General features: G+C 32.9%; 18 protein-coding genes and 1 tRNA gene. 12 read left to right on the forward strand and 7 right to left on the reverse strand.

The genetic code is table 11. The features are described 5' to 3' along the window. Window positions 1–28 precede the first annotated feature (28 nt). The 3 genes from AAGU22_RS02255 (at window position 29) to AAGU22_RS02265 (ending at window position 2088) form a co-directional block, all read left to right on the forward strand. Window positions 29–631 (forward strand): SRPBCC family protein, encoded by a 603-nt coding sequence (locus AAGU22_RS02255; RefSeq protein ID WP_458720619.1) that lies wholly within the window; start codon window positions 29–31, stop codon window positions 629–631. An 83-nt stretch (window positions 632–714) separates the two neighbouring features. After that, a tRNA-Lys gene (locus tag AAGU22_RS02260) sits at window positions 715–803 on the forward strand. A gap of 49 nt (window positions 804–852) precedes the next feature. After that, on the forward strand, window positions 853–2088 hold the full coding sequence (locus AAGU22_RS02265) for a hypothetical protein (RefSeq protein ID WP_458720620.1): 1236 nt from the start codon (window positions 853–855) through the stop codon (window positions 2086–2088). 35 nt (window positions 2089–2123) lie between these two features. Here the strand turns inward: AAGU22_RS02265 and AAGU22_RS02270 are convergent, their stop codons facing one another. Then, window positions 2124–3122, reverse strand: a complete 999-nt coding sequence (locus AAGU22_RS02270) for a hypothetical protein (protein ID WP_458720621.1) — start codon at window positions 3120–3122, stop codon at window positions 2124–2126. A gap of 56 nt (window positions 3123–3178) precedes the next feature. Between AAGU22_RS02270 and AAGU22_RS02275 the strand changes: the two genes are divergently transcribed. Then, on the forward strand, window positions 3179–3592 hold the full coding sequence (locus AAGU22_RS02275; protein ID WP_458720622.1) for a hypothetical protein: 414 nt from the start codon (window positions 3179–3181) through the stop codon (window positions 3590–3592). Then, on the forward strand, window positions 3582–4208 hold the full coding sequence (locus AAGU22_RS02280; RefSeq protein ID WP_458720623.1) for an FxLYD domain-containing protein: 627 nt from the start codon (window positions 3582–3584) through the stop codon (window positions 4206–4208). The genes AAGU22_RS02275 and AAGU22_RS02280 overlap by 11 nt, the downstream gene beginning before the upstream one ends. 232 nt (window positions 4209–4440) lie before the next feature. On the opposite strand, the gene AAGU22_RS02285 is transcribed toward AAGU22_RS02280, so the two are convergent. After that, the gene (locus tag AAGU22_RS02285; protein ID WP_458720624.1) at window positions 4441–4659 is read right to left on the reverse strand and encodes a hypothetical protein; all 219 of its coding nucleotides are present in this window, start codon (window positions 4657–4659) and stop codon (window positions 4441–4443) included. A 290-nt stretch (window positions 4660–4949) separates the two neighbouring features. Then, window positions 4950–6116, reverse strand: a complete 1167-nt coding sequence (locus AAGU22_RS02290) for an FxLYD domain-containing protein (protein ID WP_458720625.1) — start codon at window positions 6114–6116, stop codon at window positions 4950–4952. 226 nt (window positions 6117–6342) lie between these two features. Between AAGU22_RS02290 and AAGU22_RS02295 the strand changes: the two genes are divergently transcribed. From AAGU22_RS02295 to AAGU22_RS02305, 3 genes are all read left to right on the forward strand, one after another. After that, window positions 6343–7992 carry a hypothetical protein gene (locus AAGU22_RS02295; RefSeq protein ID WP_458720626.1) on the forward strand — a complete coding sequence of 550 codons (1650 nt, stop codon included), beginning with the start codon at window positions 6343–6345 and terminating at the stop codon, window positions 7990–7992. Between the two features lie 345 nt (window positions 7993–8337). Further along, complete coding sequence (locus AAGU22_RS02300) at window positions 8338–8505, forward strand: PKD domain-containing protein (protein WP_458721728.1); 168 nt, start codon at window positions 8338–8340, stop codon at window positions 8503–8505. Beyond that, window positions 8502–8702 (forward strand): hypothetical protein, encoded by a 201-nt coding sequence (locus AAGU22_RS02305; protein WP_458720627.1) that lies wholly within the window; start codon window positions 8502–8504, stop codon window positions 8700–8702. Before AAGU22_RS02300 ends, AAGU22_RS02305 begins: the two co-directional genes overlap by 4 nt. Before the next feature lie 376 nt (window positions 8703–9078). Here the strand turns inward: AAGU22_RS02305 and AAGU22_RS02310 are convergent, their stop codons facing one another. Continuing rightward, complete coding sequence (locus AAGU22_RS02310) at window positions 9079–9963, reverse strand: DUF72 domain-containing protein (RefSeq protein WP_458720628.1); 885 nt, start codon at window positions 9961–9963, stop codon at window positions 9079–9081. A 1347-nt stretch (window positions 9964–11310) separates the two neighbouring features. Here AAGU22_RS02310 and AAGU22_RS02315 point away from each other — a divergent pair. From AAGU22_RS02315 to AAGU22_RS02325, 3 genes are all read left to right on the forward strand, one after another. Beyond that, on the forward strand, window positions 11311–12138 hold the full coding sequence (locus AAGU22_RS02315) for a hypothetical protein (RefSeq protein WP_458720629.1): 828 nt from the start codon (window positions 11311–11313) through the stop codon (window positions 12136–12138). A 213-nt stretch (window positions 12139–12351) separates the two neighbouring features. After that, entirely contained in the window at window positions 12352–13038 is a 687-nt protein-coding gene (locus AAGU22_RS02320; RefSeq protein WP_458720630.1) for a hypothetical protein, read from the forward strand. Window positions 13039–13509: 471 nt separating this feature from the next. Beyond that, window positions 13510–13842, forward strand: coding sequence for a hypothetical protein (locus AAGU22_RS02325; protein ID WP_458720631.1), 333 nt, complete (start codon window positions 13510–13512; stop codon window positions 13840–13842). A 340-nt stretch (window positions 13843–14182) separates the two neighbouring features. Here AAGU22_RS02325 and AAGU22_RS02330 read toward each other — a convergent pair whose 3' ends face one another. Both AAGU22_RS02330 and AAGU22_RS02335 read right to left on the reverse strand, forming a co-directional pair. Continuing rightward, window positions 14183–14428: a hypothetical protein gene (locus tag AAGU22_RS02330; RefSeq protein ID WP_458720632.1), complete on the reverse strand. Its 246-nt coding sequence runs from the start codon at window positions 14426–14428 to the stop codon at window positions 14183–14185. Window positions 14429–15075: 647 nt separating this feature from the next. Next, window positions 15076–15426 carry a hypothetical protein gene (locus AAGU22_RS02335; RefSeq protein ID WP_458720633.1) on the reverse strand — a complete coding sequence of 117 codons (351 nt, stop codon included), beginning with the start codon at window positions 15424–15426 and terminating at the stop codon, window positions 15076–15078. A 124-nt stretch (window positions 15427–15550) separates the two neighbouring features. Between AAGU22_RS02335 and priX the strand changes: the two genes are divergently transcribed. After that, a complete protein-coding gene (priX, locus tag AAGU22_RS02340) occupies window positions 15551–15826 on the forward strand; it encodes a DNA primase noncatalytic subunit PriX (RefSeq protein WP_458721729.1) in 276 nt (91 codons plus the stop codon). A 105-nt stretch (window positions 15827–15931) separates the two neighbouring features. On the opposite strand, the gene AAGU22_RS02345 is transcribed toward priX, so the two are convergent. After that, window positions 15932–16222, reverse strand: a complete 291-nt coding sequence (locus tag AAGU22_RS02345) for a hypothetical protein (RefSeq protein ID WP_458720634.1) — start codon at window positions 16220–16222, stop codon at window positions 15932–15934. Between the last annotated feature and the right edge of the window lie 35 nt (window positions 16223–16257).

Raw genomic sequence — 16257 nt, forward strand, 5'->3', positions numbered from 1 at the left:
TCATATTAATTATTTATCAAGTTATCTTATGACTACCATTAGTAAGAGTATGGATATTGCTGCTCCATTGAGCGAAGTTTTCACTTATTTTGCAAGACCTGAACACATGGCAGATCAATTTCCAGAAAATATGGGTCTAAACGTAATTCCATTAGAAGTCAAAAACGGATTTGGAGTAGGTACAATTTTTAGGATTAGCGGTGATTTTGATGGCAAAAAATTAGAATGGGATTGTGAAACCATTGATTACATTCCACATAAAAAAATAGTCGCAAAAATGATTGAAGGACCATTTAAACATTGGCAGATTACTGTTGATTTTGATGAATTAGAAGAGAAAAAAACAAAGACAGCATTAACAGTAGAGTACGATATGCCTATGGGACCTCTTGGAGGCTTAATTGATAAAGTTAAGCTAAAGAAAATAGCTGAAAGAGGAATGGAAAATGGGTTGTATAGAGTTAAAGCGTTGTTGGAAGGTACCGGCTCAATTCCAGTCTATATAACTCTAGAAGCTTATAGAAAGGTCTTAAAAGAGAAAGAGAGGTTAAAATGCTCAGTTTCTGAGGCAATTGTTGAGATCATCAATCAGAATCAGCAACAAGCTACAACCGCGAAACCAATCCAATAATTTTTTGAAACCATTATATTAATAAAACCGATAATCTCCTTAGTTTAGTTTAAATAGTGTTCAGCTAATTTCATTTAAACGTAGGGTTCGTAGCTCAGCCAGGTAGAGCGTCTGGCTCTTAACCAGATCGAAAGAGGTTAAAATGTCGTGGGTCCGAATCCCACCGAACCCGCTTAGAAATACACACTAATATACTTAATTTGGACTACAACTATTATAAGTTGTGGCTAAAAGAGGCAACTCCATTTCAAAATTTTGCTTATGCGTTAAAATCTAAAGATGTAAAAAGACAATATCCAGCTATGCTCATGAGGTTTTTAAGTTTTACAAATGCCTCGGGGGAGACTATCGAAGAAAAATGTATTTCATTGTGTGATTACTCGGGTAAGATCGAAAATCGTAAAGCTCTAGAATCAGAGCTAATGCGCTACATACATTTTCAACAAAGTAGAGTTGATAGTAAGGAGATTAGTCCTGGTACTTTGAGGAATTACATAAAAGCCATAAAACATTTCTTCACTATGAATGACATCCTTGTGAATTGGGATAAGATAAAAAAAGGAATGCCTTCTGTTAACCAAACCTCAAATGATAGGATTCCCGAGATTTCAGAAATAAAATCACTTTTAAATTACAATGATATTCGGATTCGACCAATTATTCTTACAATGCTATCATCTGGAATTCGTGTTGGTGCTTGGAATTGGTTAAGATGGAAAAATGTAATTCCAATAGAAAAAGATGGTTCAATAGTTGCAGCAAAATTGATAGTGTATTATCAAGAACCCGAACAATATAGCACTTACATAAGTCCAGAAGCGTACTCTTCTTTAAAATCTTATATAGACTTCAGAGAATTACATGGAGAAAAGATTACCGGAGAAAGCTGGCTAATACGTGATCAATGGCAAAAGATGAGCAAAACTCATGGACACAGGATAGGCCAAGCAACCCTGCCAAAGAAACTTGATGCTGAAGGTATTCGAAGATTAATTTATGACGCATGGAAGATCCAAGGAGTAATATCTGTTCATACTTTAGATTCTGAAGGAAAATCGCGTTTCAAATCATCACATGGCTTTAGAAAATTCTTTCAGACTCAATGTGAAATGATCATAAAGTCTGAAGATGTAGAAATTTTAATGGGACATGGCTTTTCAAGGAGGGGACTAAAGGCAAATTATTACCGACCAAAAGAGGAGTATTTATTACAACAATATCTTAAAGTAGTTGATCTTGTAACTGTTAATGAGGAACAAAAGCTATCCATTCAGGTAAAGGAATTGTTGGATAAAGATAGATCTAATGAATTTATAATTAAAGAAAAACTCCAGGAGAAAGAACAACAAATAGAAAAATTAAATGAAAAATATGAAGAAAGTATTAAATCACTTAAGGAAGAAATGGAACTGAAATTTCGACAAATATTATCTAAAATCGATACCAGCAAGATTTAGAATTGGTTCTATAATGCCTGTAATACACCTGCATCTTATTTTTTTAATGTCCTAAAGAAATCTTCTGGACAAATATGCGTGAGAAGTGAATGCATGACTACATATTGTTTCGCTGGAATAGATTCAAGAGATTGTTTTACTCGCATATATAGTTCATCAATTTTCTTATCTGTATTTTTGGTGATATCCAAAGTCTTTTTCTCTTCATTGGTTATTTTAGATCGTTTTTCACGATATTGAAGGTCTTTAAGGTTATATCGTCGTTTTCCATACATTTGAATATACCATTCTTTCTCTTCTCCAAATAATCCTTCAATGGCCCATTTTCTATGAATACGATCAATTATTTGATCAAAAAGGTTCCAACATTCCTTAACAAATTGTTCGAGATTCTTATTAATGATAAAAAGTTTCTCCTTATTCACGTAGTATGAGGATATAATTTCCTCTCCAACTAGAAATTTAAAGCATAAAATTAGTTTTTCCTCAGATAATTGCTTTTCCATATCTTTGTTCATAATTGCAGTAGCTTCTTTGATCGTGATGCCAGTTTTTCTCGATGTAGAGACTAATGTTCTAAAATTATTTTTATTATAAATAACAATTGATCCTAATCCTGATCTTACTTTTTTGATGTTGATTAGACCCTCTTCCGTTAGACTTAAAATGATTAAACAATAATCCCTAAAAATTTCATATTCATCGATGGAAAATTTGTTCTTATAACAAAATCTGCCAATAGATGTTAATGATGTGAATTTGTTCTCGTAACCCGTTTTTATTAATACACCATTTACAATTTTTTCCTTTGTTTTGAGTAATGAAATGGAATTCCACCTGGATAATTCATTAAGGGTCCTACTGAACATGGTTTTTGAAACTTTTGGAGGAGAGTTTTTATCTTTATCTGGGTGTATCTTTTCGTCTACTTTATAATATAATTGACTATATTGAATGGATTTTCCTACATCGCCTTGTTCATTTTTATACAAAATATCTAGAATTGGCAATTTTAGGTCATATTTAAAGTTCAAGAATACCGGTATTTTTCATATTTTTCATATTTGAAGTTATATTTTATTTTGTCAAAATGGCAAAATTAAAAAGAAAGTGGACAACCGGAATTTCCTTGGATAAGGAAATTTGGAATAAAATCGACGAGAGTAGGGGAGATGTTAGCAGAAGCAAGTATGTTTTGAGAATCATAGAAAAAAGTCTGCCTTCTAAAGTTTCCAATTTTAGTCAGTCAGAAGGTAGAAGCATAAGTAGATCAAAAGCCATGAATAACCATGACTCTGATAACAAAGATACTGACTCACTAGCATTTAAAGATAAAGCCTGTATAGCACATTGCAACAAAGAGGGGATCGAGCTCCTAAATATAATATACATAAACAGAGTTGGAAGGTTTTGTCGTGTTCATGCGGAAGAGCTATTAGCATTGGGTCTTGTCACACCATTAGAAAATTCAACCGAAAATGAGGTAAAAAGTAATGGAATTTAAGATACCAGACCATCTGCAGTATTCTATCAAATCGATAAGTTTGGAGGCTAACAACAATCTTCTCACGACTAAACTTGGTAAAATATACGATAACAAAGAAATCATCTGCTCATTTGATGTTAAAGATACACTGGCATTACTATACAAAGAGAATCTTTTGAACTCTTTAGAGAGATATGGAGAATCAATCTCATACAATGACAAGATATTAGAAATTGACCCTAACAATACCAATGCGGTAATCGAAAAAGGTACTGCCTTACAGGAGCAGTCTGCTTCTAATCTTTCTCAAAAACAGGATTCTGAAGGTCAAAATAAGAGTTCAAACGCTCAACCCCCTATTTCCATAAAATCTAATTCTACATTCTCTGAGGGGAACTCTTTCTATATTCTAGGTGAAATCAAAAATAATCAAAATAAAACATTAAATCTTGTTAAAGCGTATGTAGAACTTTATAATATAACTAAAAATAAAATAGGATCCATTTCAACTTTCACAACCCCAAGTACTATTCAACCTTTCGAATCAGCCGCATTCAAATTATCTATCGGCCCTACAGATGTAGATAATGTAAGTAGTATTGATAGTTGGAAACTCTATGGTGGTTATCGTTAAAATATTGTAAAATTTTATGGGAACTTGATACCCATAACTCTATCGTTCTGAGGTGGTAAATTATTTAATTTGAATAGCCACGTACATCTTCGCCTATCTCTGTTTTTCGAGTGATATATTCCTCTATGGACCATGTATAAAAGCTCCCCGTAAAATGTGATCATGGCTTTGTCTTGGTAACTATAGAAGACTGTTTTATCGCTATATCGTTACTAGGTTAAGTGTTTACATTTTATTTCATTTTGTTCGGTTTATCATCATCGATTAACATCGCATCAATTTTTGCCCTCAAGATCTTGAGATTTTCTTTATCAATTGCAAAGCCAATTGTATCTACTTTTTCATCGTTCATGTAGACATGCTTAGCCACAGAAAACATATTCTCGTATCCTGCTTTACCTTTATGCTTTTTTTCTAAATCTGTAACTGTTACTTCTACTTTATCTACCATATTTCAGAGATGAGAATCTCGAAACTTAAATATATAAGATTTCTTAGTTGGTTGAAATACCTGATTGCAATTCTCTTATCACCTAAGTTAGAATATAGGTCATATTTGTTTCACATACGCCGAAGCCATCCCGAGATGATTCTACGGATAAATATTTTGGATATCATTTTTCATTCAAATCACATTTTTCGACTTCTTTTCGCTCAGTGAGACTGTATATTATAAGATTAGTAAAACCAAAACACATTGAAAAATTGTAAGTGCTGTTAAAAATGATTGGAAAAACTTATCTAATTATTATCACCGTCATCTCCGCCACTGTCACTATCTCCGCCACTGTCACTATCTCCGCCACTGTCACTATCTCCGCCACTGTCACTATCTCCGCCACTGTCACTATCTCCGCCACTGTCACTATCTCCGCCACTGTCACTATCTCCGCCACTGTCACTATCTCCGCCACTGTTGCCTTCATCACTACTATTCTCGTTACCATTATTGTCTTGGTCTGAATTGCCTTCATCGTTATTGTTATCGTTATTGTCATCGTTGTCACTTACTCTTTCACAATCTCCGCTTGGACTACGATGAGATCCATCAGGACATCGTTCCATTCCCGAAGTGTCCGTCACTCTTTCACAATCTCCGCTTGGACTACGATGAGATCCATCAGGACATCGCGAATTATTATCACTAGATACAACATTTAGGCTATCAGCATTATTGTTATTGTTGCTGCTTTCACATCCAATCCCATCACCGTCACCATCAAAGTTATTTGGATCGCTGCCTCCAACTTGGAAGTTACTTGCAGCAACATCGCTACAATTCAAGTCACCCACAGTAGCACTATTGTAATTGTTACTACCATTAATATCAACGTCATCAAGTTCCACTGCCTGTTCTGCTGCTATTCTTATAGTGTGTTGTTCGAAATCGTCATCTGACCATTGGATACTAAATTCATATCTTTCAGTGTCATCTTGAACAGCGTCACTAGTTATCATAATGTCAAACCCTGCTCTCCCCCCTGGTGGGATTGATGAAGGTTCTGTGATACCTGAAGCCGTCCCTAGAAAGACATTATCCTCGTCATAGAAAGATGCAGATACCTGTACAAATTCCGCTGTCTCGCTTCCGTTATTTAATAATTCACCAACTAGGTGATCCGCAAATCTGTCTTCGTCATAATTTTGACTGAGTAATACTATGCTATTGTCCGAATCATCTCCGCCATTATCTGGGGGGCTAAATTGAGAGACAGAATTTCCACCAATATCTCTTGGAATAGTAAATGCTTCCGGTTGAGATCCTTGAGGTGGTTGTTGTGGCTGACTTGGTTGAGTCAAGGTCGTATTAGAAGGATTTTGAATACTAGTCGCAGGTGTAGCCAACACACTTCCAGACCATGGGAAGATCATAAGAATTACGGATAAAATGACAAGAATAGTGGTCATCTTCGAATTAAATGTTTTGTCAATAAACAATGGATTTATTGTGCCATGACCTCAATATTTGGATTACTAACATTGATTGATAATAATAAAAGTTAGAATTTACTATTACGATAAATCTAAGGTAATAGTAATAAGATTATATATCTATCCATATAAACACAATCAATTGCAATATCATTTTTTAATTCTTTTAGCATTAATTTTTAGTGGTCCTATTTTAGTTATTTTGGATGATAATCAAGAATCTTTCGGAAGGTGTCCCGATGGATTTCATAAGAGTCCCAGTGGTGATTGCGAAAGAGTGACAGAAAATAAAGGGAAACCCAGGTGTCCCGATGGATTTCATAGGAGTCCTGATGGTGATTGCGAAGCAGTAAATGGCAGTAGCCGGAGCAGTAGTAATGACGATGATGATGAAGGCAAAGATCGCGACAGTGATAATGATGAGAAGAGTACAAGTGATTTTGATATTAAATTATCAGATTTAGGTAATTCCAATGAGGAAGGCGATAATGAAAACGACATCAAAAGTGATAAGAATGATGAATGTCCTGCTGGATTTTCTAAAGATCTTGATGGTGGTTGCAAATCTATCTTAGGTTATGATACGGAAAACGAAAATGCAATTACAAGTACGGAAAGAAACAGTATTCCAAATACTCCTGACCTAAAAAATGAGGGGATTGTGTTTAAAGACGCCAATAAAAAGAACACCTTCTACGATCAATCGGGCAAAATATTGTACATGATCATTGATTCAGAGGAGATTGCTGCAATTAATGATAAAGACCTTGTTAAAAAACTAACAGTCAAAGATATTAAAGATCCAGTTTATGATATTTCTGAAAATAATATATATTTTCTGAGCACTAATGACAAAATTAATGTTTTCGACGGTAATGAAATCCAACCTATAGATACCGGAGTTGAGATAGATGATTTAGAATACAATCCCTCAAACGGGTATACATATGCAACCAGTAGCGAATATGGTAAAATATTTGTCTTAGATAATGAGCAAATAATAAAGAGCCTAGACATAGGCCTTGGTCAAGTGGATTATCTTGCCTATAACCCTTCTAATGGATATATGTATGGTGTGGATAGTTATAAAGGAAATATCATCATTTTAGATCCGTCAGGGATAAAGGGAAATTTGAGTACTGGCTATAGGGTGGATTATCTTGCCTATAACCCTTCTAATGGATATATGTATGGTGTAGGCAATGAATACAAAGAGATCGAAAAAGATCCTGATCCATATCCATTGAGTAATAATAGTCAACTTTCTGGCGGATTACAACCTTTTGCAGAAATTCAACAATTCAACCAGGATGTAGGAAATGGCCCAATCTGTTGTGATATAACTGCGAGCAAATCTCCTGGATCTACCGGTAGTTTAGGTTTCGGCGAGTCTACTAATGGAAAAATCACAATAATAAACGGAACCCAGAAGATACATAGTCTAGTCCTTAATAGCCCCATAGAGAACATTGAACTTAACCCAGTAAATCATTTACTCTATGTATTATCAAATAATCCAGGAAAAGCATCGCTAATCAATGATACTGAAATAATCGATACGATGGAAATAGGGGGCAATCCTAAAAAAATATTCTTTAATCCAGCCAATGGGCTTACCTATGTTACCAAAGAAAATAATTATGATTATTCTATCGACGTATTTGAAGGAAAACTATTAAAAAATAATATTCCTATCAAATATCTCTATGATGAAATTGTAGTCAATCCGTCTAATGGGCTGGTATACATGCTAGATAATGATATAGTATATTTAATTGAAAATGGTTCAATTTCTAATAAAATAATATTAAATGCAGGAGAAGAGCAAGAAGTGGAAGAAAATTTATTTTAATTTATAAAATGATGCTAACTAGTCTATAACGATAATGTACGGCAGCGAAAATGCTGTAGCCAGAGGTGAACCATTTATGAAAAAATGTTTGAAAAAATGGATAATTATCTATCTAGATTCTACATCGTACCGCAAAATTATACTGTTAACAATCTAAACCAGACTCGGCCTGTACCAACGATCTTTTTTTCTTATTCAGAATAACTATTTTGCAAATTCAGACTCAATCTGTCTATTAACAAACCAATAAGGCCGTGGTTTTAGTTTGTATTATGAATGCCGTTACGATAAATTCTGATTGATGTGTGAACCCTTAACCACAAGGATTTAAACTCACTTGGTTCCATATTAACATATCAATGGAATCAAACCGATGGACCAAATGTATTACTGAATGATGCTACTTCTGTCAATCCAACCTTTGCCGCACCGACAACCACAACGCAAATTGACCTCACTTTTCAATTGACTGTCACCAATGAAGAAGGTACGACTAGCAAACCTGTCATGTGACTGTAACAGTTGGTCCAGTTTCAACGATCCCTCCTCCTACTGAAGATCCTCAAACCATCTATGACATTATTAAGGAGAACATTAAAAATCTATTGGACATAACTAACTCCATTGGGTTTTCCGATCAAATAGTCGAAATCTTAACAGACAGCAATCGAGATAAAGATGGATTGGTCTTTGAATTCCTGAGCGATTAGCGATCAACCAGATGAATCGAATAAAAGATGCAATAGGCAGTTAATTAATTTCCGATGCAATATTGTCAAAGTCATTTACATAAGTCTAAAGCAAAACCCATAAGCACAAACCGATAGTGAGGACGGAGTTAACAAAAAATGTAGGAAAACATTCGTGTAAGCAATCCGAGCTGCCGAATTAGTGTGTTCTCTTCTAAAAGTAACATAATGTCTTGTAGAAAATCACCTATTACATCCATATCTAGGGTATAATGCAGTTTTGATATTCTGTGTATATTTTCTTAGAATAGTGTTACCAATAGTCAAGATAATTTGTAAAGCCTCGCATATATATGTCATAGTTAACTCCCGTGCTTTAATAAGATGTCATACCAGTTTACAGCGAGTTGGACAGGTATTTTCTGGTCCTATCTAATACCATCTTTTTATTTTCGAATAGAGGTGCATTATTCACCATTTCTTTGAATTGAAGCGCGTTAACAGCGGCTTGTCCACCGTATGAATTACTGAAATAAACGAAGGTGTTATCAGTCATATCATTAATTTTTTTTATTTTTTCTGCTAATGTCTCTAGTTCCTTCTGAGAATATGAATAGTTGGACATATGGTCATAAGTATTCCTTCCACAAAGTCGAAAAACCGCCAAGGACTTGCATGTTATATGATCTTCATTATTTAAGAAATTTAGGTTCGCCTGACTGGGTGCATCACTTAATACATATGACACATCGTAATGCTGTAATATATTTAATACTCCTTTTGTATCCCATGACTTGTCATTAAATTCTATTGCATAATCAAAAGATTTGGTAACTGAGTTATTTTTTATCATATATAAGAACTCTTGCAACTGCATATGTTCTTTGATAGTAAAATATGGTGGTAATCGAATGATTATAGCACCTAACTTATTGGCATTTTTTAGAGGTGAAATTTTACCAAGAAAAAGTGTTAGGTCATCTATCATAGTCTTGTTGTAAATGTTTAATCTTTTATTATCAGTTATGATTTGAGGAACTTTGACAGACATTTTAAAATTTTCAGGAGATATCTCTGTTAACCAGGTAAACAGATCCTTACTCATCTTTTTATAATGTTTCTTGTAGAAAGTTTGGATCATTTCTACAGTATCAAAAAATTGTGAGTAATATGCAAAAGTTTTGGTCTTTTTGCTAGGATAAAAGGCGTTTACCCACCCACCATTTTGAGATGTATCAAGATAATTCCATCCAGAACATCCTATAAATAATTTAGAACTCATGTCCTATAATTTATTGTATCATTAGTGATAAATAAGAAAATCGATTAGCTATAAACATTGGTAATGATCTTCTACCCTTCAATACCTCTATTTATTCTGATTCGTGAGATCATAGAATATGAGATGGTATTTTTACAGATGTTAATCTTTCTTTAAACAAAAATAATCAAAATTCCCAAATACAGGACAAAATAAAATGTATTAAGATGAAAGAAAGGAATAACTGAGATTAATTTTAGGACCGTATCTGGGAAGAACAAAAAGTTATGAGGACCAGCTTAATTTTACAAAGATGACTCGATAAATGTGAATGTATAAGACCTTTGGATATGGACTTTAATTCAAAACAAAGAATAAAAGCATCATTAAAAAATACAAAAGGTTTTTTGAGTTTAGATAATTTAGGACTGAAATATCCATCACTGCATAGAGTCATCACTATGTCGATAAGTACTTAGGATGAATTTATTAATGAAAGGTGGACTTCATCAGAACTGTTAGGAGTATTCTAATAGCTAAAAATTAAAAAAAAGGATTAGTTAGATCGAACCAAACGACAATTAAATTATTTACCAACCTAGAAATCCTTACCAACTTGACTGCTCCAAATGATGGCCTATGCTAAATAGTATTAACGCTAGCGTCTAAAGCCGAAGTAGATGTACTTCTTTTTTCAGTTCAGGCACCAGTCAAAAAAAAAATTAAATGGTAAACAGTAAAGCTAATGAAATTATTATTTCTGATAATGCAATAGAAGGCTTGGTAAGTTCGTTATCCAAAGAAATTTTTCAATCCTTATATCCTTAGAATATCTAATCAAATCTGTATTTGAGGCATGATATTGTTCATAATTCTAGATATCTAAAGTTTAATGTAATTTTTTTAATTATTACATTATTAACAATATTCATGTTCATTGATACATTTCTCATTAAGTTTTATGATATAGTAAAAAAGAACTTCATCACTCCGGATGGAAAAAAGATATTGTTTAGTATAATTACAAGTGCATGTCTAATTCTTGAATTAGTAATTTTTCAGTATATGAAAAAATTAATCGAAAAAACAAAAGTAAATATTAAACTAAATCTGGGTTCAATTGACAAGATTGTTTACATCACCCAATTTTCCGTTATGATCTTTATATTTATATTAATAATCCAGATTTTTTATGTTAATTATTATCTATCTTATATCCTTATGATTATTATCACTATTGTTTTTGGGACTACTGCGTTCCTTATAGGGAAGATCACTAGTATATTTGTTTCATGGTATCGTATAAGAAATAATCGTATTTTTTTCATTTATGCTCTGTCTTTATCATTAATTATTTTTAATCTAGTGATGACCGCAATTGTTTTAAACTTAATCATAATGGAAAAACCAGAACAAATTCGACAATTCGTTGGGGGTAGTATGGACTTAAATGCAGGGAAGCATTCGATATTACTACTTATCTTCAAGATTTCAACAATTTTATCATTTGGAAGTATCTGGTTGACCACAGCCTTGTTAATGCATGTTTCAAAAGATCAGTTGTCTAAAGGATTTAGAAATTGGGGTTTGTTGAGTATACCTGTAATCTATTTCTTAATAAGCTATTTTGCTCAAGATCTCTTTTCTAAGATGTTTTCATCTTTTCTTCAAACCGATCCCGTAAATTTTTCGATAATACTGACTACGTTTATTGTATTGAGTAAACCAATAGGCGGATTGATATTTGGATTGTTATTTTGGAGAATATCGAAATTCATCACGTTTGATAAAACATTAAGAGATTGTATGATCATTTCAGGATTTGGATTTCTTTTATTATTCGGATCTAACCAATCTACTTCACTTGCTTTAGGACCATATCCTCCTTTCGGGATAGCATCCATCACAATATTGATTGTTTCGGCTTATTTAATAGTAATCGGCATATATGTGTCAGCAACTTTCTTATCTTCAAACGCTAATCTTCGTAGAACCATCTATAAAAAAACAAATGAGTTAAAATTATTAGATCTCATTGGGACTGTTGAATTCGAAAAGGAAATCGAAAAAACGGTGAATAATGTCATTAAACAACAGAAGGTATTGATGGATTCCGAAAATGTGGACCTTGAAAACGATCCTAACGAATTAAAAAATTATATAGAAAAGGTTGTAAATGAGTTGGGGAAAAATTGACATATAAGGGTGACAAGTTGTTTAAAAGTATAGTTTCTAAAGAATGGAAATTCAGTAATTTGATATTTTCCACTAAACTGGAATATAGTATGACTCTTACAAACAATCTATCAATATGGACTCATAGAATTTAATCTATATCATAATTCTTTTGTAGTAGCAGTTTATACAGATTATAGAATGATTCAAATAGTCTATTTTGTTGCAATTTTAATGTTAAATACTGTATTGTTAATTCCTTCAACGATGTTAATATCTGTTGCTTCCTCTGATAATTCTACAATTGGTATTTTTCCACCTGACAGTAATCCGTATGGATTATCATATGAGAGACATACCGAAAACTTTTGGAAATGGATTTTATCTTTGCCCATAGACAAAAATCCATGGGAAGATGCTACTGGCTCCAATTGCGATAACGGACAATCTGAGACAAATTCGTCTATATTTTATCTGAGTGGCAATGGGGGAGGAAAATCGGATAGAACATGTATTATTGAATCTGGAAAAGGTTTGTTCATTCCCATTTCACAAGTAGAGGTATCTGATAAAGAGGTTCCAAATAGCTCTATAGAGAATCTACATAATATAGCAAAGAATGATCAAGATAGCGTTACTAGTCTATATCTAAAGATAAATAACAAAGAATATAATCGTGAAGATCTGGTCCCATATAGAGTACATACCGCGACTTTTGACGCATATTTTCCTGAAAATGCAATTTTTGGAGCTAGCGAAGGAAATTCCAAAGCTGTGGCGGACGGTTATTATTTAATAACTAAACCTCTTGAAAAAGGTAACTATACTATACAATATAAGTCGAGCCTAATATGTTCTAAGATAGATTGTTTAGAACCTAATTTTGCCCAGGATATAAAATATACCATAATCGCGAAATAAAAATAACAGCCATTTGAGCACCTTGACGAGATCATCGTTGATGTCAGAACATCCATGTGTATATGAATTGGGGGTGTTCCAATTGTCTGGTATTTGAAGTTGTATACTTAGTTTCGTGCAAACCCGACACATTTAATACTTATTTTATAAATATTCTTGATCAAATTACTCACAGATCTGTGACTCTTTCCACCGAACCCTCATACCATAAGGAACCTAATCCCACCGAAATAAAACCACGTGTAATTGCTATTTTAATAAAGATTTATTAGCAGTTTGGAAATAATATCAAGATTTTCTAAATTGCCGGTCACTGATGGTTCTTTGCTTCATATTACAAGTGAATTAATCATCTTTTGTATTGTTAGTAGATAATGTGAATATCCTTCTATGTTACTAACATACGTAATTATATATGCTTTATTTCCTTTTATTAAAAACACTTTCATTTCCTTTTCTTGTCCTTCCCCAATGGAATACACTATTCACAAATACAGTCCGGATAAAAACGCATCGAATTGGCGGACCGAACGGAAAATAATTCCTTTAGCTCTCATTGAGCATTCTGAATGTCTCGAGTGTGGTTCGAAAAATATTACCACAGAAAATATTGAGGATATTAATACGAATGAGGGGATTGACATTTTAGTCTCCTTTAGATGTAAAAATTGCGATAATACTAAATTTCAAATTAGAGAATTTCAAAGTTTATGGAATAAAACTGAATCGATCAAATTAAGTCCAGACAAAATAGAAATTGTAAAGGATAATCTAGACGAAATAAATCAATCTTTTATTGATTAAATATCTTAGCATGAAATCAATAATATAATGTATGATAATTTAGATTATCTTTTATTCAGATTCATTAAGGTTCTCCATCCTTTTTTATTTGATATTTCGGATTTATACCTCAGTCGACTACCTTAACATCTTAATATACTATAATCAGATAAAAGATCCTCTGTCGGACTAATTATATTTACGAAAACTGATTCAAGATATAGCAAAAATGTCTTTTACAAAATTGTAAAATTCTTAAAATTAAATCCAAAATTTGCACCAAATTTGTATTACAGACCTCTCGATTTACATTACCTAAATTGAGAAAATAAAAAGGTATTGTTAATTAATGTATTAACTATTATTGTGGATCTTGATTATCATCATTACCGCAATTGGGTTTCTGTGGTACACATGACGGGTTATTGGCTTGTCCTGGTAAACAGAGATCCTGCTTTGGAGTAATCAATATACTGTCTCCTCCACTTATAACGTCGCAGGGCTTTGCTTCTGCAACTAAAGTTAGGGAATTGACGTGAGCAGTCATCATGACCATTAGTATTATTGAAGATAGCAGCACAAGTTTTTTCTTATCATTGTAAGTCATTACCATTAGTGAATTGATCCAAGTATATATACATAATGTGATCAATATTTACTATTAATAATTATCCATTCCTAATGGTATCAATATAATTTCTATTACCATATTGCCGATGATAAAATATTGAAAGCAATAAATAAGAAAATCTAAAATGTGTACTGAATTTTAATCTCTCGATCTCTGCTTAAAACTAACATGACTTACTTGCTTTTCTCGAAGATCATTCTCGGCAATTACTATCATCATGGTCTTTGATGGACATATAAGTTAAAATCCAGACTTCTTTAACAATAAGAATCTGTTACCATACTTAAACTCGCCATATATTCATGGTAAATCTGATTAGGTGTCCATTTTTATCAGCATAATAAAATAAAGATAACAAGTTATAGCATTATCAACTACGTTAATTTTTTATAGGGTACTAAAAAGTATTAATAGATACAGATAGTTTTTTATTACATTCCCTTTGAAAGGTAAAAACTTTACTAGAACTAGAGCATAATGTAATTATACAATTTAAGTTTTAAATTTCAACCTTCAGTCTCATTACAGGTTTCTTCATTTAAATTCCTAATTGTATCTATTTAATTATGAGGTCGAAGGTATCCTGATCGGATCTTATTGGATTTGAACTACAATTGTTGATTTTATTTAGTTGTACAAGTAAACCATGGATCTGGATTATCTTCATTTTCTTTTGTATACTCTTTACACAATTGTTTCGATCCTTGTTGTGCTTGGGCAGCCTCTTTGTTTGTTGTTTCAGAACTTTGACTAGAGCATTCGCCATCAGTACATGTGGTATCTGTTATAGTTGGATCTTGACCTTGAACAGTACATCTTTCTGATGTAATGTCTTCATCTACTATATCAAAACTGGTGCATCGTTCATTTGATGATGCTTCAATAGATTGTATAATTACTGGATTTAAAGCAAATGAGGTCATTGGCCCTACAGATATGATCAGAGCAAATATCCAAAATGAGAGGTATTTCATAAATTCTCTTTCTCACTATGACATATAAAAAGATATTGTTAATTTAATCAATTATAATACAAAAATGAAATCAAATATTTGACAAGACCCATATGAGGATTGAGATATACGAAATGGAGAATGGATTGAAAAACTGCTTCAAACACCTTTGAGTGATCATAGAAAGTACTGTATTTTTCACATACTAGTTCCCTATCTTTTAAACATAAGAAAAATATCTGTTGAAGAATGTACAAAGTTACTTGATCTTTGGGTTTCAAGATGTAATAAAATAAGGCCAGTGGATTTTAATCCTTCAATAGAGATTAAGAATCGAATTAAATATGTAAAAGACTTCAAACCAATGAGTTTGTCAAAGTTACAAACTGTTAATTTAGAGTTATATCGATTGATAAATTAGTAAATCGGCTTAATTAATAAAAATTTTAGCTATTTGGTATTCAAAAGGATTTCATTATAAAAATAGATCAAAAGGTTATTTATTCTACAAAAAAATTCATTTATGTCAAGGAAAACGCCGTCGCCAAGTTGCCACAAATTGTTTGAGTCGTTTGTCTTCGCTAGGAGACAGTTTGCTTGATTCTGTCGGAAAGGTTAGAACTAATCCCTCCGACCATAGATTCTTTTTAGTGATGACTGAGGTCTCTTTAGGTGAGATCTCATCTTCATAATCGTCGCCTGGATTGGTCCCAACCATACTCAGAGCACCTCCGACAGCATAACCACCGGGAAAACCGGGGCAGAAAGTTTGACCCATATATCTATATGCACCACTGCCACGGTAGGCGAAAGACAAGTAATAGCGGGATACTCCAAGTAAGAGTTGAAGGT

The organism is Candidatus Nitrosocosmicus sp. R, from assembly GCF_054408505.1.